At 63.2% G+C, this 23673-nt stretch carries 21 protein-coding genes and 1 riboswitch; of the genes, 6 read left to right on the forward strand and 15 right to left on the reverse strand.

The window, feature by feature from the left end; translation table 11 throughout:
• Positions 1-149 precede the first annotated feature (149 nt).
• The 8 genes from HK439_RS07230 to HK439_RS07265 all read right to left on the reverse strand — a co-directional run bounded on the left by HK439_RS07230 (position 150) and on the right by HK439_RS07265 (position 9807).
• Positions 150-1349, reverse strand: coding sequence for a thiolase family protein (locus HK439_RS07230; RefSeq protein ID WP_190290727.1), 1200 nt, complete (start codon positions 1347-1349; stop codon positions 150-152).
• On the reverse strand, positions 1346-3217 hold the full coding sequence (locus HK439_RS07235) for a feruloyl-CoA synthase (protein ID WP_190290728.1): 1872 nt from the start codon (positions 3215-3217) through the stop codon (positions 1346-1348). Before HK439_RS07235 ends, HK439_RS07230 begins: the two co-directional genes overlap by 4 nt.
• Before the next feature lie 533 nt (positions 3218-3750).
• A complete protein-coding gene (gcvPB, locus tag HK439_RS07240) occupies positions 3751-5343 on the reverse strand; it encodes an aminomethyl-transferring glycine dehydrogenase subunit GcvPB (protein ID WP_190290729.1) in 1593 nt (530 codons plus the stop codon).
• Positions 5340-6686, reverse strand: a complete 1347-nt coding sequence (gene gcvPA / locus HK439_RS07245; RefSeq protein ID WP_190290730.1) for an aminomethyl-transferring glycine dehydrogenase subunit GcvPA — start codon at positions 6684-6686, stop codon at positions 5340-5342. Before gcvPA ends, gcvPB begins: the two co-directional genes overlap by 4 nt.
• 16 nt (positions 6687-6702) lie before the next feature.
• Positions 6703-7188 carry an OsmC family protein gene (locus tag HK439_RS07250; protein ID WP_190290731.1) on the reverse strand — a complete coding sequence of 162 codons (486 nt, stop codon included), beginning with the start codon at positions 7186-7188 and terminating at the stop codon, positions 6703-6705.
• Between the two features lie 2 nt (positions 7189-7190).
• Positions 7191-7562, reverse strand: a complete 372-nt coding sequence (gcvH, locus tag HK439_RS07255) for a glycine cleavage system protein GcvH (RefSeq protein ID WP_190290732.1) — start codon at positions 7560-7562, stop codon at positions 7191-7193.
• 27 nt (positions 7563-7589) lie between these two features.
• A complete protein-coding gene (gene gcvT / locus HK439_RS07260) occupies positions 7590-8744 on the reverse strand; it encodes a glycine cleavage system aminomethyltransferase GcvT (RefSeq protein WP_190290733.1) in 1155 nt (384 codons plus the stop codon).
• 189 nt (positions 8745-8933) lie between these two features.
• A riboswitch (glycine riboswitch) is annotated at positions 8934-9025 on the reverse strand.
• 146 nt (positions 9026-9171) lie between these two features.
• Positions 9172-9807, reverse strand: a complete 636-nt coding sequence (locus tag HK439_RS07265) for a hypothetical protein (protein WP_190290734.1) — start codon at positions 9805-9807, stop codon at positions 9172-9174.
• Between the two features lie 276 nt (positions 9808-10083).
• Here HK439_RS07265 and ispH point away from each other — a divergent pair, with 276 nt between their 5' ends.
• From ispH to HK439_RS07285, 4 genes are all read left to right on the forward strand, one after another.
• Positions 10084-11094 (forward strand): 4-hydroxy-3-methylbut-2-enyl diphosphate reductase, encoded by a 1011-nt coding sequence (gene ispH / locus HK439_RS07270; protein WP_190290735.1) that lies wholly within the window; start codon positions 10084-10086, stop codon positions 11092-11094.
• Between the two features lie 8 nt (positions 11095-11102).
• Positions 11103-12068 carry a homoserine kinase gene (gene thrB / locus HK439_RS07275; protein ID WP_190290736.1) on the forward strand — a complete coding sequence of 322 codons (966 nt, stop codon included), beginning with the start codon at positions 11103-11105 and terminating at the stop codon, positions 12066-12068.
• Complete coding sequence (gene rnhA, locus HK439_RS07280; RefSeq protein ID WP_190290737.1) at positions 12065-12544, forward strand: ribonuclease HI; 480 nt, start codon at positions 12065-12067, stop codon at positions 12542-12544. The genes thrB and rnhA overlap by 4 nt, the downstream gene beginning before the upstream one ends.
• Before the next feature lie 71 nt (positions 12545-12615).
• Positions 12616-13467 (forward strand): diacylglycerol/lipid kinase family protein, encoded by an 852-nt coding sequence (locus HK439_RS07285; protein ID WP_209011624.1) that lies wholly within the window; start codon positions 12616-12618, stop codon positions 13465-13467.
• A gap of 21 nt (positions 13468-13488) precedes the next feature.
• Here HK439_RS07285 and HK439_RS07290 read toward each other — a convergent pair whose 3' ends face one another.
• The 5 genes from HK439_RS07290 to HK439_RS07310 form a co-directional block, all read right to left on the reverse strand.
• Entirely contained in the window at positions 13489-16371 is a 2883-nt protein-coding gene (locus HK439_RS07290; protein WP_190290739.1) for an EAL domain-containing protein, read from the reverse strand.
• 58 nt (positions 16372-16429) lie between these two features.
• Positions 16430-17068, reverse strand: a complete 639-nt coding sequence (locus tag HK439_RS07295) for a GNAT family N-acetyltransferase (protein ID WP_190290740.1) — start codon at positions 17066-17068, stop codon at positions 16430-16432.
• A gap of 49 nt (positions 17069-17117) precedes the next feature.
• The gene (locus tag HK439_RS07300; RefSeq protein WP_190290741.1) at positions 17118-18404 is read right to left on the reverse strand and encodes a M16 family metallopeptidase; all 1287 of its coding nucleotides are present in this window, start codon (positions 18402-18404) and stop codon (positions 17118-17120) included.
• A gap of 3 nt (positions 18405-18407) precedes the next feature.
• Positions 18408-19814 carry a threonine synthase gene (thrC, locus tag HK439_RS07305; RefSeq protein ID WP_190290742.1) on the reverse strand — a complete coding sequence of 469 codons (1407 nt, stop codon included), beginning with the start codon at positions 19812-19814 and terminating at the stop codon, positions 18408-18410.
• Positions 19815-20247: 433 nt separating this feature from the next.
• Complete coding sequence (locus HK439_RS07310; RefSeq protein WP_190290743.1) at positions 20248-20844, reverse strand: YqgE/AlgH family protein; 597 nt, start codon at positions 20842-20844, stop codon at positions 20248-20250.
• A gap of 189 nt (positions 20845-21033) precedes the next feature.
• Between HK439_RS07310 and HK439_RS07315 the strand changes: the two genes are divergently transcribed.
• Together HK439_RS07315 and HK439_RS07320 are read left to right on the forward strand one after the other, a co-directional pair.
• Positions 21034-21864, forward strand: a complete 831-nt coding sequence (locus tag HK439_RS07315) for a protein-disulfide reductase DsbD domain-containing protein (RefSeq protein ID WP_190290744.1) — start codon at positions 21034-21036, stop codon at positions 21862-21864.
• Positions 21865-21974: 110 nt separating this feature from the next.
• On the forward strand, positions 21975-22457 hold the full coding sequence (locus HK439_RS07320) for a peroxiredoxin (RefSeq protein WP_190290745.1): 483 nt from the start codon (positions 21975-21977) through the stop codon (positions 22455-22457).
• A 37-nt stretch (positions 22458-22494) separates the two neighbouring features.
• On the opposite strand, the gene HK439_RS07325 is transcribed toward HK439_RS07320, so the two are convergent.
• Together HK439_RS07325 and HK439_RS07330 are read right to left on the reverse strand one after the other, a co-directional pair.
• Entirely contained in the window at positions 22495-23289 is a 795-nt protein-coding gene (locus tag HK439_RS07325) for an SURF1 family protein (RefSeq protein ID WP_209011626.1), read from the reverse strand.
• Positions 23279-23656, reverse strand: coding sequence for a DUF983 domain-containing protein (locus HK439_RS07330; protein ID WP_190290747.1), 378 nt, complete (start codon positions 23654-23656; stop codon positions 23279-23281). The genes HK439_RS07325 and HK439_RS07330 overlap by 11 nt, the downstream gene beginning before the upstream one ends.
• Positions 23657-23673 lie beyond the last annotated feature (17 nt).

Below are 23673 nucleotides of genomic sequence, written 5' to 3' on the forward strand. Positions count from 1 at the left end.
GACCTCTCGACATATCGCAGCGCTGAAATGGGGCGCAGACGCAACTACCCCCCTCTGTCACCTACGGTGTCATCTCCCCCAAGGGGGGAGACGGGAGCAAGCGGCGTAGTCTCAACCCTTTTGCGTCATTTGACGGCGATTAAACAGCCTCACCCCACGCGCAGGATCACGGCCATGGCGGAATCGCCGGCGGCGCAGCCCTGGAACAGGCCGTAGCCGCCGCCCTTGATTTCCAGCTCCTCGATCATCTCGATGATCGCCCGCAGGCCTGTCGGCCCTTGAGGATGGCCCCAGATCAGGGAACAGCCGTAGTTGTTCATGATCTTCCAGTCGATGCCGAAGGCGCGGGCGAAGGCGATGTCGTTGACCGCAAATGGGTTGTGCGACTTTACCGCCGCCATGTCGGCGATGGTCAGTCCGGCGAAATCGAGCGCCTTGCGGGCCGCATCGATGGGGGCGGCCGGCATGTGGGCCTTTTCCACCCGCGCCTGTCCAACGGCGATCACCTTCACCAGCGGTCCGCCGGACACCGGCGACAGCTCGCGGGCACGTCCCGGATCGGCCGTCATGACGAGGCCCGCATTGCCGTCCGCCGGATGGGTCTGGGCGGCGAAGGTGACACTGCCGCCGTCGCGAACCGGGTTGAGCGCCGCCATTTTTTCCTCAGACGCCGGATAGACGCCGCAGTCGCCTGTCACGGTCTTCACCGTCTTGCGGAAGCGGGCGTCGGGAACCGCGAATTCCGCCGGCATGTAGCGCTTCTGGAAGGCGCGGCCGTCCTTCAGCGCCTCGGCATATTGCGTATTGCGGTAAAGCGTCAGCTCGTGCTGTTCGGCGGTGCCGATGCCTTCGCGCCGGGCGACGTTGTCGGCCGTATCCACCATGGCGCACCGGGCGAAGGGGTCGACGTTGAAACTGTCGAGCACCACGTTTTCGCTGACGCCGGTTCCGCCGGGCGCCTCGGGCGCGGGATAATAGACATGGGGACCGTTGGAGGTCCGGTCGCCGGACACCAGCAGCGCGGTTGCCGCCGTTCCCATGGCGAATTCACCGGCGGCCGTCGCCACCAGTCGCGCGCCGGTGGCGCAGGCCTGGTTCACGGTCGGTCCGGGCAGGTGTTCCGCCCCCAGCAGACCGGTAAACCACGGCAGGCCGTAGAAGCTGCGGTTCTGCATCACGGTGATGCCATAGGCGACAAAGTCGAAAGCGCTCAGGGGAAGCTTGCGCTTTTCCAGTTCTTCGCGCGCCACATGGGCGGCGAATTCCATGGAATGCAGGTGGGCGAACTCGCCCTGCCAGCGGGCGAAGGGTGTACTCCAGTAGGCGCCATAGGGAATGTAGGCGTTCATGCGGCCGGAACCTCAGCCCGTTTAAGATCGATGAAATCTTCCGGCCGGTCGCCGAACAGGGCTTCGATGTCATCGGCACGGTTGGCGATCATCTGGCGCTGGTTCAGATAGGCCTTGTCGGTGATCTCGCCGGCATCCGGGTTCGGCGGGGCCAGCAGGAACCGCGCGCGCGTGGCATAGCGGGACGAGCCGCCGCCTTGGGCCTTGAGACCGTGCAATCCTTCGGCGATCTTGTCGCGGACCGCATCGGAGGCCAGAACTTCGGCCAGAGGCGCATCGGCAGACAGGCCTGCACAGGCCCGGCAGGCCGCTTCGTTGGGAATGAGCAGGAAGCCGATTTCGTCCCGGCCATGGCCGGAGACGACGACGTCCTGCACCAGGGGCACGAGGGCGTCGATGCCGGCGACGCGGAGTTCACCGACGCTGACCCAGGTTCCCGAAGCGAGCTTGAAGTCCTCGCTCACCCGGCCGTCGAAGAAGAGCCCCTTAGACGGATCGTCCGGATCGGCAAAGCGCACCGCGTCGCCGATAATGTAGAAGCCCTCCTCGTCGAAAGCCGACGCGGTGAGTTCAGGATGCCGGTAATAGCCGGGCGTCACACCCGGTCCCTTGACGCGGACCTCCAGCTTGTCGCCGTTCGGGATCAGCTTCAGGATCACGCCGGGCACGGGCAGGCCGATGTTGGCGATGTTCTCCACCTGGAAATGGCAATGGGTGGCGAGCGGCGCGGTCTCTGTCGAGCCCCAGGAGCCGACAATCGGGATCTCGCGCCCGATCGTGTTACGGCTGAGCCTCTTGAGGTTCTCCCAGACCGTAGTCGGCAGGGCGGCGGCCGCGTTCATGACGAGGTCCATGTTGAAGAAGACCTCGCGCAACTCCGCGTCGGTTTCCAGCGCCTGCGCCATGAGATCGTAGCCGCGCGGAACGTTGAAGCTGATGGTCGGCTTCACGTCCTTGAAATTGGCGATCGTCCGCTCGATCAGGCCCGGCGCCGGCTTGCCCGTATCGATATAGAGCGAGCCGCCGTTGCGCAGTACCGTGTTGGAGGTGAAATTGGCGCCGAAGGTATGCGACCACGGCAGCCAGTCCACGATCACGGGCGGGTTTTTTTCCAGGAAGGTCCAGACGGCCGCGTTTGCCGCCTGGTTGGACGTCAGCATCCGGTGGGTGTTGATCACCGCCTTCGGCGTGCCGGTCGAGCCGGAGGTGAAGAGAAGCCGGGCGACCGTGTCCGGTCCGATGGCGTGGAAGGCGGAGGAGACGGCGGAAGAAGCTTCCGGCAGATCGGCCTCGTCCAGGAGCTGGACCATGCGGCTTGTCTTTTCAGGCGCCCGGCCGGCCAGAATGACCGCGTCATGCAGATCGTCGATCGCATCCAGGGCGCCGGCATAGGCGTCCGGGTCGGAGACATGTATCACGGACGGGTCAAGCAGCTCGACCATGGCCTTCAGCTTGGCATGGTCGTGCGACAACAGGGAATAGGCGGTCGAAACGGTAGCGACCGGCACGCCGACATGCATGGCAGACAGTGCCAAGAGCGCATGTTCGACGGTGTTTTCCGACAAGACCAGAACCGGGTGCTCCGGCGAGGCGCTGGTGGACAAAAGCCAGCCGGCGAGTCCGAGCACGCGGGTGAGCGCTTGCGAATAGCTGACCTTGCGCCAACCGCCGTCGGCATCCCGTTCGGCCAGGAAGGTGGTGTCGGGGCGCTCCTCCGCCCAGCGCACCAGCCACTCTCCGACGCAGCGTTCGTAGGCCGGCAGCGGGATGCTGCTTTCCAGCAGGATCGCGCCCGATGGTTCGACGGTTTTCACAACGCTTGGCGGCGCGAACAAAGGTTCGCTCCGCCTTCCGGACCAGGTGCTCATTTCATTCTCCTCCCAGACGCCCCGGCTCCCCCCGGCTCGCCTCAATTTACTTTCCCTGTAAACTATTGTCCGGGAGACGGTCCGAATGCAAGGACTTTCTGTCGGGGCACGGCATCACGTCATTCTCCGGCCGTCATCACACGGCGAAGTCCGGGTCATCCAATCCACTTTACAGTTTGCGTTGAGCTATCAGGAAGGACCTGAGATCCAACTAAATCACCTGCGTTGAGGTCTCTTCGCTCTGGAAACGAGTAGATCACCCGGACTTCGCCGGGTGATGACACCGAGTCGAAACGCCGACACCCGTTTTCTATCCGCCGTCATCCCGGCCGTAGCGAAGCGGAGAGCCGGGACCGGGGAGCTGAGGTCTGTCGTTGGAGACCGGAACCAGACCGATAGCTCAAGGACTCGCCGGTCCCGGATAAAGCCTGACGGCTTTTCCGGGATGACTTCGAGAGGGTGGTGTATGGCTTCCTAGCAACAAAAAAGCCCGGTCGGCTGACCGGGCTTTCTCATTCTTGCTCGGAACGTCCCTACTCCGCCGCGGCCGGGGTGACCTCCGCCGGGGCGGGCGGGGTCCATTTCAGGACCGGCTTGCGGGCCGCCGTCGTTTCGTCGAGACGGCGGCGGGGGGCAAGGTAGGGGGCGCCGGAGAAGCGGTCGGTTTCCTTGCGCTGTGCGCTCATGACCAGATCGCGCATGGTGGCGATGAAGAGGTCGAGCGCCGCACGGCTTTCCGATTCCGTCGGCTCGATCAGCATGGCGCCATGGACGACCAGCGGGAAATACATGGTCATCGGGTGATAGCCCTCGTCGATCATCGCCTTGGCGAAGTCGAGGGTGGTGACGCCCGTGTCCTTGAGGAAGCTGTCGTCGAACAGAACCTCATGCATGCAGGGCCGCTCGCCGAAGGGCAGGCTCATCAGGTCCTGCAGGCCGACGCGGACGTAGTTGGCATTGAGCACCGCATCCTCGGAGGCCTGCTTCAACCCGTCCGAGCCGTGGCTCATCATGTAGGCAAGGGCGCGCACGAACATGCCCATCTGGCCGTGGAAGGCGGTCATGCGGCCGAAGGGCTGTTCGCCTTCGATAGTGTCCGCTTCGGTTTCGACCAGCACCGGCCCGTCATCCGTCTTGCGGATGAAGGGCAGCGGCGCGAAGGGGGCGAGGCGTTCCGACAGGACCACCGGACCGGAGCCCGGACCGCCGCCGCCGTGGGGCGTGGAGAAGGTCTTGTGCAGGTTGATGTGCATGGCGTCGACGCCGAGATCCCCGGGGCGCGCCTTGCCGACGATGGCGTTGAAGTTCGCGCCGTCGCAATAGAAGTAGGCGTCCGCCGCGTGAACCGCGTCGGCGATCTCGATGATCTCGCGCTCGAACAGCCCGCAGGTGTTCGGGTTGGTGAGCATGATCGCCGCCACGTTGCCGGCGTGCTCGGCGATGGTCGCCTTGACGGAGGCGAGATCGACCGTGCCGTCGTCCTTGGCATCGATGGACACGACCTTGTAGCCGAGAAGTGCCGCCGTTGCCGGGTTGGTGCCGTGGGCGCTTTCGGGAACCAGCACCATCGTCGGGTTCCGGTCGGCGGCCTTGTGCGCCGCCTTGATCGCCATCATGCCGCAGAGTTCGCCGTGGGCGCCGGCCTTGGGGCTCATGGCGACGGCGGACGTGCCGGTGGAGACCATCAGCCAGCGGGCCAGGTCGTCGATCAGCTCGACCGCGCCCTGGACCGTGGACAGCGGCTGCAGCGGATGGATGTCGCCGAAGCCCGGCAGCCGCGCCATCTTTTCGTTGAGGCGCGGATTGTGCTTCATGGTGCAGGAGCCGAGCGGGTAAAGCCCGCTGTCGATCGCATAATTGTTGCGCGACAGGCGCACGTAATGGCGCATGGCTTCCGGTTCGGCGAGGCCTGGCAACTCCAGCTCCGCCGCGCGGGCGTGGCTTCCGAGCTCGGGTGCGAAATCCTCCGGCTCGTCCAGATCGACGCCCATGGTGTCGAAATGGCCGAATTCGAAGATCAGCGGCTCTTCCATGTCGAGACCGCGGTTGCCGGTGAAGGTCTTCGGGCGGTAGCTGGTTTCCGCTTCGCCCACATCGGTAGGACGTCCCTGCGTGTTCATGCTCATGCCAGCACCTCCTTCAGCGCGCCTGCAAAGGCCGCGCGGTCCTCATCGGTGTTCACTTCCGTGGACGCGACCACCAGCAGGTTTTCAAGTTCCGGTTTGCCCGGCTCGAGCCGCGACACCGGCACGCCGCCGAGGACGCCCTTTTCGGCCAGGGCCTCGACCACGCCATGGGCCGGTTCGGGCAGCCGGACGGTGAACTCGTTGAAATAGGCGGTGTTCAGAACCTCCACACCGGGCACCGCCGACAGGTCCTTTTTCAGCTTCACCGCATTGGCGTGATTGATCCGCGCCAACTTCTTCAGCCCCGCGCCACCCAGGAGCGACATGTGGATCGTAAAGGCGAGCGAACAGAGCCCGGAGTTGGTGCAGATGTTCGAGGTCGCCTTTTCCCGGCGGATATGCTGCTCGCGAGTCGACAGGGTGAGCACGAAACCGCGCCGGCCTTCCGCGTCGACCGTCTCGCCACACAGGCGCCCGGGCATCTGGCGGATGAATTTCTGGTTGGTGGCGAAGAGACCGACATAAGGACCGCCGAAGTTGAGACCGTTGCCGATCGACTGGCCTTCGCCGACGACGATATCCGCGCCTTGCCCGCCCGGCGGTTCGATCAGGCCCAGGGAAACGACTTCGGTGAAGACGGCGACCAGCAGGGCGCCATGGGCATGGGCCTTTTCGGCAATCGGCTTCAGGTCGATCAGCTGGCCGTAGAAAGACGGCGACTGGACGACGACGCAGGAGGTGTCGTCGTCGATCTGGTTCAGAATATCCTCCGTTCCCGTTGGATCCGCCGGCAGGGAGACGACCGTGTCGTCGGCCATGCCGGAGATGTCTTCGACCACGTCCCGGTATTGCGGATGAAGTCCGCCGGATAGCACTGCCTTGTTGCGCCGTGTCACCCGGTGGGCCATCAGCACCGCCTCGCCGGTGCCTGTCGAGCCGTCGTACATGGAGGCATTGGCCACATCCATGCCCGTCAGCCGCGCGACCTGGGTCTGGAACTCGAACAGGTACTGCAGCGTTCCTTGCGTGATCTCCGGCTGGTACGGCGTATAGGAGGTCAGGAACTCGGACCGCTGGATCAGGTGATCGACGGTTGCCGGCACATGGTGCTTGTAGGCACCGGCGCCGACGAAGAAGGGAACCGATCCGGCGGAGACGTTTTTCGCTGCCAGGGCAGACAATTGGCGTTCGACCTGGAGTTCGCCGGCGCGGCGCGGCAGGTCGAGAAGTTCGTTCAAACGGGCCTTTTCGGGGACATCGGCAAACAGGTCGTCGATTGTGTCGACGCCGATACGTGCCAGCATGTCGCCGCGGTCCGTATCGCTCAAGGGCAGATAGCGCATGGTGCAGCTCTTTGAGTTAGGGAGAAACGAGACGCAGGGGTTCGGGTACGATCTCGATCTCCGTCTTGACGGAATTGGCGATGAAACAGATTTCATGCGCCTTTTCGTGGAGGTCTTCGAACCAGGTCGGATCGGGCAGTTCGTCGGCCCGCAGCGTGATCTCCGGCCGGAGCGTCACCTTGGTGACCGCCATCCTTCCGGGTGCGATCCGGGTCATCACGCCTTCCGCCTTGTCCGTATAGCTCTCGACGACGAACTTGGCGTGGCGGGCCAGGTCGATGAAGGTCATCATGTGGCAGGACGAAAGGGCGGCCACGAAGGCCTCCTCCGGATCAACGGCGGCTTCCTTCGAATAGGGCAGCGGCACCACGGAAGGAGAGGCCGAGGCGGGCACCTCCACACCGCCGTCGAAGCGCCACAGGTGGCTGCGGGAATATTGTCCCTTGGCGAAGTTTCCCTCGCAGTGCCAGACGACTTCAGCGGTGTAGAGGTGTCCGGCCATGATCAGAGCGTGTCCACGTAGGCCTTGTAGGCGGCCGCATCCATCAGGTCTTCAAGTTCGCCGGCGTCCGCCAGCTTCACCTTGATGAACCAGGCGGCCCCTTCCGGGTCATCGTTGACCTTGGCCGGTTCGTCGACCAGGGCGTCATTCGCCTCAACGACCTCACCGCCCACCGCGGCATAGACTTCGCTGGCGGCCTTGACCGATTCCACGACGGCGGCTTCGTCGCCCTTCGACAGGGCCTTGCCCACTTCGGGCAGCTCCACGTAGACGACATCGCCGAGCTGTTCCTGGGCGTAGCCGGTGATGCCGATGGTGGCGGTGTCGCCGTCAACGGAAATCCATTCGTGGTCTTTGGAGTAATAGGTGGTCATGTTTTATCCCGGAGTTCTGGAAGTTGATTATGCGGTTTTCGGTTTGCGGTAATAACGGTTCGGCACGAAGGGCATGTCGACGACTTCCGCCGGCAGGTCCTTGCCGCGCACGACCAGATCGAGCTTCGTTCCAACGGCAGAATGTTCGGCGGCGACATAGCCCATGGCAATCGGCGCGCCGAGGGTCGGGGCAAACCCGCCCGAGGTAACGGTGCCGACAACCGGGCCGCCGGGCAAGCGGATTTCCGCGCCCTCGCGGGCCGGCGCCCTGCCCTCCAGCTTCAGGCCGACGCGCAGGCGCCCCGGTCCATCGCGCAGTTCCGCCTGGATGCGGTCTGCTCCCGGGAAGCCGCCTTCTTCGCGCCGGCGTTTCTGCATGGCGAAGGTGATCGCCCCTTCGACCGGAGAGGTGGTCTCGTCGAGATCGTGGCCGTAGAGGCAGAGACCGGCTTCCAGGCGCAGGCTGTCGCGGGCGCCAAGCCCGACCGGCTTCACCCGTTCGTCGGCGAGCAGCGCGCGGGCAATCGCTTCGGCTGTCCCTGCCGGCACGGACATCTCCACCCCGTCCTCGCCGGTGTAGCCGGCGCGGGCGATATGGCAGGCGATACCGTCGAATTCCATGAAATCGCCGGACATGAAGCCAAGGTCAGCGGCAGCCGGTGCGTGGGCGGCGACAACAGCCACGGCCTCAGGCCCCTGTACGGCAATCAGGGCCCGGTCCTCCAGGATTTCGAGACGGATGTTTTCCGGCAGACCGGCTTTCAGCAGCGGATAATCCACATCCTTGCGGGCGGCATTGACCACGAGCAGCAGTTGCCCGTCCCGGTCCTGGCTGAGAGGCCGCGTGACCATCAGGTCGTCGACAATGCCGCCTTCGCCGTTGAGAAGAACCGTGTAACGCTGCTTGCCGCGGCCGAGTTCCATCATGTTGGAGGGGACCAGGGCCTCGAGCGCGCGCGCCGTGGTTTCGTGATCCGGCCCGTGCAGAATCGCCTGGCCCATGTGGGAGACATCGAACAGGCCGGCCGCCGCACGGGTGTGCAGATGCTCGTTCATGATGCCGCTCGGGTATTGCACCGGCATTTCATAGCCGGCGAAGGGCACCATGCGCGCACCGAGTTCGATGTGAAGATCGTAAAGCGGCGTCCTTTTCAAGTCGCCTGAGACGTCCGGTCCAGCCATGTGAGCTCCTCGGGTTGAAAGAGTGCGCAAGTGACGAGTCTTCATCGCCATCTGCACCCCCTCTGTCCGAGTACCTGAGAGATTTCCCGCGTCCCGCCGGCAAGACTGCCGGCAAAGGGGCGGTTACTCCTTCGGTGAGCCGTTCCGTCCCTTTTAAACCCGGGGCGGAAAACTGCTTTCCAGAGCGTCGAAGTCCAAGCGGTCCTTTTGCCTGAGAGTTTCCGGGGCGGTTGCTCCTTCGGCTCCGGTCTGTTTCACCCGGTCTCTCCCGCTTGGGCGTTTGGCACGGCCGGCAGGTTTCCTGTCGAAGGCTTCCTGCAGACCATTCCGGCGGCTCGCTAACGACCCGAGCCAGTGCCGGGATTGTTTACTGCGGTCCGGCCGTTGTCAATAACCCGACCTTATACATTCGGACCACAGCGGGAATTTATCGACGCTTCTTTCGGCCTTCATCGAAACCGAAGACAATCCTCATTTCCTTATTCTGCGGAACGACGAATTTGTCCTCGACCAGGGTCCAGGCTTCGCTCGGCGCTCCCTCACCGACAGTGACCGGCACGGCCAGCAATTCCGAGACGATCGGGGCCTCGCCCTCGGCCGGGGGCAGAATCGCGACGCGGATCGGCAGGGCCACCTCTCCGCCTTTCCAGGCCGGTCCGGGCGTGACGTGACCGGAGAAGCCGACCTTGATTCGCGCCTGGTCCGTACCTTCCCGGGTACAGCTTCTGGCCCATTCCTCGATCGCCGCCTGATAGAGCAGCCCCTCGGGCTGATCTTCCTTGCCGCGGGCGTATTTCATGATGAGATACGTATCGGGCTTGAGCTGGATCGGCGGGCAGTAGATCTTTGCCGCGAATGCGTTCGGGTCGACCTGGATCGGCTGCTGACCGCCAGCCACGATGGTCGCAAGGGTTCCGCGGGACTTGCCTGACGCCCCCTGCCCGGTATCGCCGCTGCCGGCGAGTTCGTCCGAACCGCCACTCATACACCCGCTCAGGACACCGGCACACAACGTTCCGGCCAATACGGCCTTGAGCCAGGAGGCATTGACGCCCATTTTCATTCGTCACCTGTCTTATTAGCTGCCATTTGGCGTTGCTTCATAGCAGGAGAGGGAAACATTGGCGAGACTGAGGCGTAGATGAAGCGTTCGGTTCAGGTTCCGCGTTCGTCCTCCCCCGCACAAAACAGGCGGAAAGGGGCGCGTTCCGGCGGCCCGCACAGGGTGAAAGCCGCTTGACCATGACGCAGGCTATGCTCTACGGGTCTCTCACCGGCATCCGGCGCGCCGAAATGGGATGCAGTTCGTAGACTATGTGAGAAACCGGGCCAGGAAATCATGAGCGAACCAACAGCTGTAAAGCCTGAGCTTACCGTGCTCCTGTGCGCGCCCCGCGGCTTTTGCGCGGGCGTCGACCGGGCGATCCAGATCGTCGAACTGGCGCTGGAGAAATACGGCCGCCCGGTCTATGTGCGCCACGAGATCGTGCACAACAAATTCGTCGTCGACGGCCTCAAGGCGAAAGGCGCCGTCTTTGTCGAGGAACTCGACGAGATCCCGGCAGACCATGCCGACCGTCCGGTGATCTTTTCCGCGCACGGCGTGCCCAAGTCCGTTCCCGCCGATGCGGGCAGCCGGAACATGTTCTATCTCGACGCCACCTGCCCGCTGGTCTCCAAGGTCCACAAGGAAGCGGAAATCCATCACCGCCGGGATCGCGAGATCCTGCTGATCGGCCATGCGGGACACCCGGAAGTCATCGGCACCATGGGCCAGTTGCCGTCCGGAACGGTGACGTTGATCGAAACCGAGGCGGATGCGAAGGCCTTCCAGCCGAAATCCGGACGCCAGCTCGCCTATATCACCCAGACGACCCTGTCGCTCGACGACACGGCGGGTATCGTCGACATCCTGCGCGAGCGGTTCCCGGACATTGTCGCACCCCACAAGGAAGACATCTGCTACGCCACCACCAACCGCCAGGAAGCGGTCAAGGCGATTGCGCCGAAGGTGGATGCCATGATCGTGGTCGGCGCACCCAACTCTTCCAATTCCCAGCGCCTGCGCGAAGTGGCCGAGCGGGCCGGATGCAAGACGTCCGTGCTGATCCAGCGCGCCGCCGACATCGACTGGAGCCGGTTCGAAGACATCTCCTCGCTCGGCCTGACAGCCGGCGCCTCCGCGCCCGAGACCCTTGTCGAGGAAGTGATCGCCGCCTTTGCCGACCGTTTCAGCGTCTCCGTCGACACGGTCCGGACGGCGGAGGAAACCATTGCATTCAATCTGCCCCGCGAATTGCGGGATATGACGGGCGCCCAAGGCGGCGCTCAAGACGCGGCAGCAGAGTAGACCGAAGAATGGCCGTTTACACAGAAGTCGCGGATGAAGAGCTCGCCGCGTTCATCGACACCTACGACATCGGCAAGCTGCTCTCGTGCAAGGGCATTGCAGAGGGCGTCGAAAACAGCAATTTCCTGGTTCACACAGAAAGCGGCTATTACATCCTCACGCTCTACGAAAAGCGTGTGGATCCGAACGATCTGCCGTTTTTCCTGAACCTTCTCCAGCATCTGGCCTGGAAGGGACTGAGTTGCCCGACGCCTGTCCAGACCGTCGACGGAAAGCTGCTCGGCACGCTCGCGGGCCGTCCCGCGGCCCTGGTCACCTTTCTGGAAGGCATGTGGGTCCGGCGGCCCAAGCCTGAACACTGCAGCGCCCTCGGCGAGGGCATGGCCCAGTTACATCTGGCCGGCGCAGACTTTGGCATGACGCGCAAGAACGCCCTGAGCGTCGATGGCTGGCGCCCGCTGTTTCTACAATGCGATGGCCGCGCCGATACGGTCGTACCCGGGCTTGAAGCCGAAATCGAAAAGGAACTCGATTTCCTGGAGGCGAATTGGCCGTCAGACCTGCCCACCGGGATCATTCACGCGGATCTGTTTCCCGACAACGTCTTCTTCCTGTCGGACAAGCTCTCCGGCCTGATCGACTTCTATTTCGCCTGCACCGATGCCTTCGCCTACGATGTGGCGATCTGCCTGAACGCCTGGTGCTTCGAGCCGGATCTCTCCTTCAACGTGACCAAGGCGCGCGCGCTCCTCAACAGCTATTGCCGGGTCCGCCCGCTCACCGGGCAGGAATATGACGCCCTTCCCCTGCTGGCGCGCGGCGCGGCGCTCCGCTTCCTGCTGACGCGGCTTTACGATTGGCTCAGCGTTCCCGAAGGGGCCCTGGTCACGCCGAAAGACCCGCTCGAATACCTGAAAAAACTGCGGTTTCACCAGAGCGTCGGCAATGCCGGCGCCTACGGGCTGGATATATGAGCGCACCAAACAGAGTGACCATCTACACGGACGGAGCCTGTTCGGGAAACCCGGGTCCGGGCGGCTGGGGAGTGATCCTCCGGTTCGGCGAGCACGAGAAGGAACTTTCCGGCGGCGCGGCGGAAACGACGAACAACCGCATGGAACTGACGGCAGCGATCGAGGCGCTCAACGCCCTGAAACGCCCCTGCGCCGTCGATCTCTATACGGATTCCACCTATGTGCGCAGCGGCATCATGGAATGGCTGGACGGCTGGAAGCGAAAGAACTGGCGGACGGCGGCCAAGAAGCCGGTCAAGAACGCGGACCTCTGGCAGGCGCTGGACGAAGCGCGCCTGCGCCATGACGTGACCTGGCACTGGGTCAAGGGACACGCCGGCCATCCGGAAAACGAGCGGGCCGACGAGCTTGCCAGAATGGGCATGGCGCCCTTCAAGCGGGGATCGGACCCGGCCATTGCGGAGGAGCTTCCTTGAGGATGTTCCGGCGCACCGACCCATCGTCGCAAGCGCCTTCTTATCGGGCTGCGCCCTGTGATGTCCTGATCATGGCAAACCCGACCGCGGGCGGATATCGACCGAAGCTGCTTGCCAAGGTCCGTCAAAAGCTTCAGGCCGCCGGCTGCAAGGTCACCCTGCACCTGACCTCCCATGCCGGCGAGATCGGCGAGGTCTGTGCCGATCCGAAGCTTGCCGTGGGACTGCTCGTCATCGCCGGGGGAGACGGTTCGATCAACGAGGCGCTCGCCGGTTTCCAGTCCAATCCCGCCCCGCCCGACCTTGCGGTCATTCCCTTCGGGACGGCCAATGTGCTCGCCTGCGAACTGGGTTTGCCGAAACGCTCCGGCGCCATTGCGGACACCATCCTGCGCCGGCGGACCAGGCCGCTGCATGCAGGCCTTGCCAACGGCCACCCCTTTGTCCTGATGGCCTCTTCCGGGTTCGATGCGGAAGTCGTCCACGGCATTCCGCTGTCGCTGAAACGCCGGTTCGGAAAGCTGGCTTACGTGATCACCGCCATCCGGATCGGCCTGACCCGCAAGACCAGCGACCTGACGGCGGAGATCGATGGCGAAACCTTGCACGGCAAGCTCGCGGTGGCGACCAACGGCCGCTTCTACGGCGGTCCCTTCGTGATCAGCCCGGACGCATCGGTGACAAAGGCCGGTCTGCAGCTTCTCATGCTGGAAAAGGACGACCCGCTGTCCAGCTTCCGCTTCGGGCTGGCGCTGCTGATGGGGCGGGTTCACAAGGCCAAGGGGGTCACGGTGCGCAATTTCCAGCGCGCTCGCATCCTGGCCAGCCGGCCCGTTCCCGTGCAGATCGACGGCGACCCCTTCGGCACGACCCCGGTCGAGATCGAACCGGCGCCCGGGCACCTGGCGATCATCGTTCCCTGAGACACAGCGTCCGGCCAGCTTTTAGGCGGTGTGGGCTTCCGCCGGCTGACGCCTGAGCAGCTTGGTCGCCTCATCCGCGGAAACCGCCTGGCCGAAATGGAAGCCTTGCGCGAATTCGCAGCCGAGCTGGTAGAGCTCCAGGGCGTCCGCCTCGCTTTCCGCACCTTCCGCCACCACCGACATGCCGAGATCGTGCCCCATGGCGACGATCGTCCTGAGCAGAACGGGACGCGCGGACTTGCCGTTCGCCTTGACGAACGACTGGTCGATCTTGATCGTGTCGAAGGGGAACCGCTGCAGGTAGGACAGCGACGAATGGCCCGTGCCGAAATCGTCCAGCGACAGGCCGGCGCCAAGCGCGCGCAGCCGCTCCAGAACCTTCGCAGAATATTCCGGGTTGGACATGACGAGCGATTCCGTCAGTTCCAGCTTCAGGGTTCCCGGCGCCAGCGAGGAACGCGACAGGACCGCTTTGACATCATTGATCAGGTCGTGTTTCAGCAACTGCCGGGAGGAGAGGTTGACCGACGCGAACAGGGGCCGCGGCAGGGCGGTCTCCCGCTGCCAGAAGGCGAGCTGGTGCGCACCCTTTTCCAGCATGTACATGCCCAGCTCGTTGATCAGGCCGGACTGCTCGGCAACCGGGATGAACTCGGCGGGAGCGATCTTGCCGCGCTTCGGATGGTTCCAGCGGGCGAGCACTTCGAAGCCCGCGATCGTCCGGTCTTCCAGGCGAATGATCGGCTGAAAGAAAACCCCGAGCGTTTCCTTGCGGATCGCCTCGCGCAGGTCGGTTTCCATATCGATGATATTCTTGCCGAGCGGGCGCAGGATCGGACGGAAGACTTCCTGCCGGTCGCCGCCCAGCCGCTTGGCGTGATTGAGCGCGATTTCCGTATTCGTGATCAGGTCTTCCGCCGTCTGCTTTTCATCCTCGTAAAGCGAGATGCCGACGGAGCAGGTCAGGAAGATTTCCCGGTCGCCGAAGGTGATCGGCGAACGCACTGCCTTTCTCAGGCCGTCGGCCAGGGCGACGATCCGGTCCGGTTCCGTCTCCGACAGAACGAGCAAACCGTACTGGTCGCCGCTGATGCGCGACAGGGTATCCTGTTCGCCGATCATGCGGACGAGGCGGCGGGCGACCGTGAGCAGAATGCTGTCGCCGGCGGACAGGCCGATGCTGTCGTTGACCTGCTTGAACCGGTCGAGGTTCAGGATCATCACCGCCGGCTTGCTTTTCCCGTCCGCGCGGGCAAAGGCCAGGGCCGCCTGCAAGCGGTCCATGAACAGCTCGCGGTTCGGCAACCCGGTCAGGTTGTCATGAACCGCGTCATGGAGCAGGCGCTCCTCCGCGGTTCTTTCCTCGGTCACGTCCAGCAGCGTGCCGACGCAGCGGATCACTTCCCCGTCGGAGCCGATGATCGGCCGGGCGCGCAGCCGGAACCAGCGGAAGTGGCCGTCTTCTGAGCGCAGGCGGAAGGTCTGGACGATCTTGCCCCGACGCTGGTCTATCACCGCGTCCAGCGTGGCGCGGAACCGGTCCCGGTCCTGGGGGTGCAGGACTTCCAGCCAGTCGCGTGCGGGCCCTTCCAGCGTGCCGTGGCGCAGGTTGAGGAGATCCTCGACCTCATGGGCGGTGAAGATCCGGTCCCGGTCCACATCCCAGTCCCAGATGATGTCGCCGGCGCCCGTCAGCGCGAGCGCCCTGCGCTCCACATCGGAAATCAGCCCCTGCGCGATGGCCCCGCCGGCGAAGGCGTGCTGCATCACCGTGAACCCGATCAGAAGCACGATCAGGACAAGGCCGCCGCCAAGGGCGGGCTGTACGATGTCGTTCGCCAGCGTTCCGGTGATCGTCATGGCCGCGCCGATCAGCCAGGCGATCAGCAGACACCACGTCGGGATGAGCATGATCGCCCGGTCATAGCCCTGGAAGGCGAGCACCATGATCGTGATGAACCCGAGAACACCGATGATCCCCAGCGACAGGCGGGCGATGCCGGCTGCGATCGACGGATCCCAGACTGCGACCCCGATGAGGCCGAGCAGCAAAACCAGCGTCGTCAGCGCCAGGTGCGAATAGTGAATGTTCCAGCGGTTCAGGTTCAAATAGGCATAGAGGAAGATAATAAGGCTGGCCGCCAGCATCACCTCTGCATAGGCCCTGTAGAGCTGGTCGCCCCCCTCCTTCAGATTGAACACCAGGTTCCAGAAACCGAAGTCGATACACAGATAGGCCAGAACCGCCCAGGCAAGGGCCGCGGTCGCCGGGAACATCACCGTCCCCTTGACCACGAACAGAATGGTCAGGAACAGCGCCAGAAGCCCGGAAATCCCGAGCACGATGCCGCGATAGAGCGTGTAGGCGTTGACCTTCTCGGTGTAGGTATCCGGCTCCCAGAGCCGGAACTGGGGCAGGTTGGGCGATGTCAGTTCGGCAACGAAGGTGACGACCGACCCCGGATCGAGTGTTACCAGAAAGACGTCCGCTTCCAGGCTCTTTTGCCGTGTCGGCGCGATGCCCTGGCTGGGCGTGATCGCCGTGATCCGCGACGAGCCGAGATCCGGCCAGAACAGTTTGGAGCCGACAAGCTGGAAATAGGGCGCGACCAGAAGCCGGTCGATCTGTTCGTCACTGGTATTTGCCAGCGCAAAGACGGCCCAGCTCTTGTTCTTGCCGTCCCGGGAGGCGACTTCGATCCGGCGCACGATGCCGTCGGCACCCGGCGCGGTGGAGACCTGCAGGCGCGGACCGGCATTGGCATGAATTTCGACCATATTGGTCAGGTCCAGGGCATCGGCATCGATCGGAACCGGGATGGGTTCCACTGCCCACGCCGGAACGGTGACAAAAAACCCGATCAATCCTAGGAGTAATGCGGCGAGTATTTTACGAATGCCCACGAGCCGTTCCGGTATCAATTCTGACATGGGCCGAATGAGTATCGGGTTGCGCCGCATGTCACAAGATTTCTTTCAGAGTTCTCCCACCAGACATGGCGGGGGGATCGCAAGCAAGCGCATGATCTTCGGCAAGGCAGGCAAACAGAAGGTGATCCTGCCATTTCCCGTTGATCAGCAAATATTTGCGTGCGTAGCCTTCGCGTCGAAATCCGGCTTTTTGAAGGAGATGGATGGACGGTTCGTTGTTCGGCAGGCAGGCGGCCTCCACCCGGTGCAGCCCCAGGACGTCGAAGCAATAAGGCAGGACCAGGCGAACGGCGTGGCTCATGTGGCCGTTTCCGGCGAAGGGCGCTCCCATCCAGTAGCCCATCGTGGCCGACTGGCATACGCCCCTGCGAACGTTGGACAGGGTCAGTCCGCCGAGCAATTCACCGGTTCGGGTGCTGAAAAGCAGGAAGGGATAGCTGCGTCCATCCCGCCGGTCCCTGGCGTATTTCCGCAAACGGCGGCGAAAGCCGGACTTGGTCAGGTCGTCCCTCGGCCAGAGAGGTTCCCAGGGTTTCAGGAATTCGCGGCTGGCGGCCCTGAGCTCGGCCCAGGCCCGGAAATCGCCGATGACGGGCGGGCGCAGGTAGTGGGTGCTCGATTCGATGCGGGGCTCGGCTTCCAGCGTGATCGTGGAGCGCAAGAGTGACATGCCTGACGTCCCCTTTCCTGGACCTCGAACTCCTGAATGAGATCGCGCCCTACATCGATACCGCTTTCAACAGCGGTGCGTTCAGCCGTTGTGAAATCTCTTCGGCACTCATTATTTTGCCAACCGGTCCGACTGCCGTCAGGGTTGGTGTCGATCCGGTGAATGTCTCATGCGCCACACGGCGAATATCGGCCGCCGTGACGGCTTCGATCTTTGCGGAAATTTCCTCCAGGGTCAGGGTCCGGCCATGGACAAGGATCTGGCGGGCGATCTGGCCTGCCCGGGCTGCCGGGCTTTCCAGCGCCATCATCAGGCCCGCCCTGATCTGGGCGCGGGACCGGGCGACTTCCTCATCGGTGACCGTTTCGCAGGCCGATTTCAATTCACCGACAATCGCCGGCATCAGATTGGCGATGTCTTCCTGGCTGGTCGCAGCATGCAGCCCGAAGAGGCCGGTGTCGGAGAAGGCCCAGTGGAAACTGTAGATCGCGTAGCAAAGACCCAGCTTTTCGCGGATTTCCTGGAACAGCCTTGAAGACATGCCGCCGCCAAGCACGGACGCCAGGATCTGGATCGCGTAATAATCGGGCGATTTGTACTGCTTGCCCTCGAACCCAATCAGGATCTGCGCTTCCATCAGGTCCTTCACGAGCTTCTGCTCGCCGCCGCGGTACTGCGCCAGGGTTCCGTTTTCCGCCGCCTCGGCGCCAATTCCGGAAAATCTCTCTTCGGCCAGCGCGACCAGGACATCATGATCGACGGCCCCGGCGGCGGACAGGATCATGTCCGGCCCGCGATAACGGGACCTGAGATACTGGTTCAACGCGTCCCGGCTGAATCCTCTGACCGTGTCGGGTGTGCCCAGGATCGGCCGCCCGATGGCCTGGTCCGGCCATGCGGTCTCCTGGAACAGGTCGAAGGCCTGGTCTTCCGGAGAATCGTGCGCAGCCCCGATCTCCTGCAGGATGACGTGCTTTTCCCGCGTCAGCTCCTCCTCGTCGAAGGTCGAATTCTGCAGGATATCCGCCAGGAGTTCGACCGCGAGCGGCAGGTCTTCGGACAGGATCCGGGCGTAGTAATTGGTGTGCTCGATGCTGGTGGCGGCATTCAGCTCGCCGCCAACCGCCTCGATCTGTTCCGCGATCTCGCGCGCCGACCGGGACAGGGTCCCCTTGAAGGCCATGTGCTCCAGCAGATGGGTGATGCCGTTCTGGTCCAGGTTTTCCGCCCTGGATCCGGTTCTCACCCAGACCCCCAGGGCCGCCGTCTTCAAATGCGGCATCCGGTCGGTGACGACCGTCATGCCATTTGCAAGTGTGCTTGTGCGGACCTGCATCAATTATACCCCGCTGTGTACGGCGCGGGCATGGGTTTCGATATGCCTTTCGACCGCGGACTGCTCGGCCGGCAGGACCTGCTGGCGCTCCTCCGCCGTCATCATCGGCTGAAGTTCGGCCGGCAGTTCCGGCCGGACACCGCAGGCGGCTTCCACCGCATCGGGGAATTTTGCCGGATGGGCCGTGCCGAGCACGATCATGGGCACACCGGCATGGGCATGGTCCCTGGCGACATGGACGCCGATTGCCGTATGCGGGTCGAGCAGGTAGCCGCTGCTTTTCAATGTCCCGGCGATGGTCGCGGCCGTCGCGGCCTCGTCGCAGCGCCCGGCGGAAAACCGTTCGCGGATCTTCGCCAGCGGCGCGTCGGCAAGGGTAAAGCTGCCCGACTGGCCCAGGCGGTTCATCAGCCCGCGCACCGCCTCCCCGTCATGGCCATAGACCTCCGACAGCAGCCGCTCGAAATTCGAGGAAATCTGGATATCCATGGACGGAGACGTGGTGGCCGTCACGCCGCGCATTTCGTAGGTGCCCGTTTCGAGGGTTCGGGCAAGAATGTCATTGACGTTGGTCGCAACCACCAGCTTCTCCACCGGAAGCCCCATCTTCATGGCCGCATAGCCGGCAAAGATATCGCCGAAATTGCCGGTCGGAACCGTGAAGGACACCGGGCGGTGGGGCGCTCCAAGAGCGACGCCGGAGACGAAGTAGTAGACGATCTGCGCCAGGATCCGCGCCCAGTTGATCGAATTCACGCCGGACAGGGCCACCCGGTCGCGGAAGGCAAAGTTGTTGAACATGCCTTTGACGATCGACTGGCAGTCGTCGAAATTCCCGGTCAGGGCGAGTGCATGGACGTTGGCTTCCGACGGGGTCGTCATTTGCCGCCTTTGCACCGGGGACACCCGGCCGTCGGGGAAGAGGATGAAGACGTCGGTGCGTTCCCGTCCCCGGAAGGCTTCGATGGCGGCGCCGCCGGTGTCGCCGGACGTGGCGCCCACGATCGTCGCCCGCAGGCCCCGCTCGGTCAGGACATGATCCATCATGCGGCCGAGGAACTGCATCGCCACATCCTTGAAGGCGAGCGTCGGGCCGTGGAACAATTCGAGGACGAAGGCATTCGGTGCGATCTGCACCAGCGGCGTCACAGCCTCGTGGCAAAATTCCGCATAAGTGTCCGCGATCATCTTGCGGAGCCTGTCGGCAGGAACGGCGTCACCGACAAAGGGCGCGATCACTTCAAACGCAACATCCGCGTAGGGCTTGCCGGCAAAGGAGGCGATCTTGGCCGCGTCAAAGCTTGGCCAGGATTCGGGCAGGTAGAGCCCCCCGTCCCGCGCCAGGCCTTGGAGAAGAACATCGGAAAATCCAAGGACAGGTGCTTCGCCACGCGTACTGAAGTATCTCACCGCGCCAATTGCCTCCACATACTATTTGATGCCGGAAACTACGAGCTTCCGGTTTTCGCTCACCTAGGGTCTGTTGAATATCAGGTTTAGGGCGTGGCGCGTAGCGGATTTCGTTTCCGAAAAGGCGAAGCGACCGCCGTGGTGTCGCCCACCACAAGGGCGCTTCAACGTCTTCGGAGACGAAATCCGCCGCGTCCGGAACGGATAGAGCCCAAATCGCCCATTTCGGCGTCGCAAAGTCTTGAAAGGGTCTACCCTTCCTGCGACTTCGCTTCTTGAACCGGGCGATTTTGGCACCTACCACGCTCCAAACCTGATACTCAACAGACCCTAAATCAAACTTTGCCGGATTTAAAACAAAACCATGGACCTGTCAGGGGTAAGTTCTCCCCGACAACGGATTTTCTTCTGGCCGGGGCTTCGGCGTCCCGGTTCAGGCGTGACCGGCGTCGCCGAAAAGCATGGCGGGATCGATGCCGATCGACAAGAGGGCGCGCTGCCACTTGTCATCATAGACCGGATCGAAAACGAGCTGCCGGCTTGCCGGACAGGTGAGCCAGCCGTTCGCCTGGATCTCGCTCTCCAGCTGCCCCGGCGCCCATCCGGAATAGCCGAGCGCTAGCATCGCCTGCTCCGGCCCGTCCCCTTCGGCCATGGCCTTGAGGATCTCCAGGGTCGCGGTCAGGCAGATCCCGTCGGCGATGGGCAGCGTCGAGCGATCGATGACGAAATCGTCGCTATGGAGCACGAAGCCGCGCTCGACCTCGACCGGCCCGCCCTTGTGAACGTTCATTTCACGGATCTTCGTGGGCAGACGGATCGCGGTTTCGTCGTTGAGGATATTGAGCTGGATCAGAAGATCTTCCAGGGACAAATGCCGGGCTATCTGGTTCAGGACAAGTCCCATTGCGCCTTGTTCGGAATGGGAACACAGATAGACAACCGAATGGTCGAACCGCCCGTCCATCATGTTCGGCATGGCGATTAAAAGCTGCCCCTCAAGAGAATCCGCACTCGACTGATCCGTCATCTACACCTCACAGGTTGATTGCCCCAACACCCATCGCGCAACGTCACCCTAACCTGTTCCATCCCGATTGTTAACGCCTGCCGATGCGGTGGAACGGCGTAGTCTGCTCACGGGGCTGTCACATCGAAATGACCGGATTGTGCTGATCCTTCCCGTGACGGCGGTTATTCCATGTTGTAGGTATCGATCATGAAAACCAGACTTGCTTCCCTCTTTGCCTGGCTATGCCTGGCGTGCCTGCCGGCCCAGGCCGCTTCGACGGACTGGATTACCGTGACCGGCGGCGCGGTCCGGATCATTTCGGCGGGGCCGCTGGAAAACGGAACCTATCGCGTGGGCCTGGAGTTTTCGCTTGATCCGGGCTGGCATACCTACTGGCGCTATCCGGGCGAGGCCGGCGTTCCACCGACCTTCGACTTTTCCGGCTCGCAGAACCTTGCCGGGGCGGACGTCCGGTATCCGGCGCCCGGCCGCTATAACGACGGATTTTCAACTTCGATCGTCTATGACGAGAACGTCGTGCTGCCGATCCTCGTTACCCCGGACGACCCGCAAGCCCCCGTACAATTAAAAGCGTCCCTGTTCTTCGGAATCTGCAAGGACATCTGCGTGCCCGGCGACGGGGTGTTCGACCTCACCCTGAACCCCTCCGATCGCGCGGACAAGGTCTCAGCGATGCTGATCGAAAGGGATCTGGCCCTGGTGCCGCAGATCGCCGAAGGACCGGCTTCCGGGATCGTCTCGATTACCAGTGAACCCGGCAAGAAGGGCCCGGTTCTGAAGATCAGGGCCAAGGTCGATCCTGATACATCCGAGCCCGAGCTGTTCGCGCAAGGGCCGGACGGCTCCTATATCGGCGTTCCGGTGCTGCAGTCGCATGATGGCGGGACGGCGCTTTGGACGCTTTCGACCAACGGCCTGGCGCGAACCGGAGACGGCTCCACGCTGACGCTTGTCCTCGTCCAAGGCGACAAAGCGGTGGAAAGCCGGCATGTGCTATCGGCTGCCCTGCTGAATTAACCGCCTTCCGAAAACAGAATTATACGCGCCGGCTCTCGACGGAAGGGCCAACAGGCCCTAAGTCGTTTTCTGGTGCCCGTGCGCGCACAAAACCTTGGGGAGACACCTGAATGACCATCAAAGTCGGCGATAAAATTCCGCAGGCCAAGTTTCATCACATGACGGCCGACGGGCCGGGAGAAATCAGCACAGACGACATCTTTGCAGGCAAGACCGTGGTGCTTTTCGCCGTGCCCGGCGCCTTCACGCCCACCTGCCACATGAACCACCTGCCCGGTTTTGTGGAACATGGCGATACCATCAAGGCCAAGGGCGTCGATACCATTGCCGTGCTTGCGACCAACGACCTGTTTGTCATGGACGCCTGGGCGAAGGCGACCAACGCCGCCGGCAAGATCGAATTCCTGTCCGATACGTCGGGCGACTTCGTCAAGGAAATCGGCCTTTCGATGGAAGCGCCGATCCTGGGGCACACCCGGGCCCAGCGGTTCGCATTGATCGCAAAGGATGGCGTCGTGACCCATCTGGGCATCGAGGAAGGCCGCGAATTGTCCAAGTCGGGAGCCGCGGCCATTCTCGAGGCGCTTTCCTGAACGTCCGGACGAATCAAATCCAGCTGGAAACGGGGGCCTATGCGCCCCCGTTTTTTTCTGCCCGCGCGCGGCGCAGAAGGCTCACCGCATAGGTGAGGAAGACGCCGACCAGAGTCGCGGCGAGCCCGAACCAGGTCAGGGCATAGCCCAGGTGGTCGTTCTTGAATTTCACGATCGTCTCACCGGCCTGGGGCAGGCCCGAAGCCGGCGTGTATCTGGCGTCGAGATCGATGCTGTAGGGGGCGAGCTTTTCGTCCGGCACGCCCAGGATCGAGGCCATGTCTTCGGTGTCGCGCGCGAACCAGATCCGGTTCTTCACATCCGTCTCCGGCGTCGCCCAGTTCGGTTTTTCCGAGCGGCGCAGCACACCCTCGATCCGCACCGTGCCCGGCGGCGGGGTGAAGACTTCCTTTTTGATGTCCGGCGGAAGGTCCTGCGGAATAAAACCGCGGTTGACCATGACCAGCCAGCCCTCACCGGTTTCAAACGGGCTGTAGATGAAATACCCCGGCCCGGAATATTTGCCCTTCGCCTGGGACAGCGCGATGTAGTACTGCGCCGCGCCGTCCAGAAAATGGCCGCCTGTCATGACATGGCGGTAATCCGCCTCGTCCAGGTCCATCGCAGGCCACTGGTCCGGACCCGGGGCCGGCACCGGGTCCATCTGCAGATCTTCGGCGACCTTGGCGATCAGGGCTTCCTTCCACGCAAGACGATCGACCTGCCAGAAGCCGAGCTTCAAAAGGACCGCCAGTGCACATACCGCCGCGATGAAGGGCCACAATAATTTTCTGAACGGACTGCTGTTTCCGGCGGCCGTCTTACTGGTCAAGACGACCCTCCTCGGCATTGTGCTTGTACTGCAGGGCGATCAGGATCCCCTTCAGCGGACGCAGAACACCGCCTGCCAGAATGACGGTCAGCGGCAGCCAGAGGACCAGGTGGACCCAGATCGGCGGCTGATAGGCGAGTTCCACCGCCAGAACCAGACCGACGATGATGAAACCGACGATCATGATGACAAAGACGGCCGGCCCGTCGCCGCTATCTGCGAAGTCATAACTCAGGCCGCAGTTGCGGCAGGACTTGGCGATGGTGAGAAATCCGGAAAACAACTTGCCCTGACCGCATCGGGGACAGCGCCCGGACAGGCCGGCCGAGATCGGGTTGACCGGCGGATAATGGGCTTTATCGGACATGCTCGAACCTTTCATGA

The organism is Roseibium aggregatum (genome assembly GCF_014692675.1).
GTDB lineage: Bacteria > Pseudomonadota > Alphaproteobacteria > Rhizobiales > Stappiaceae > Roseibium > Roseibium aggregatum_C.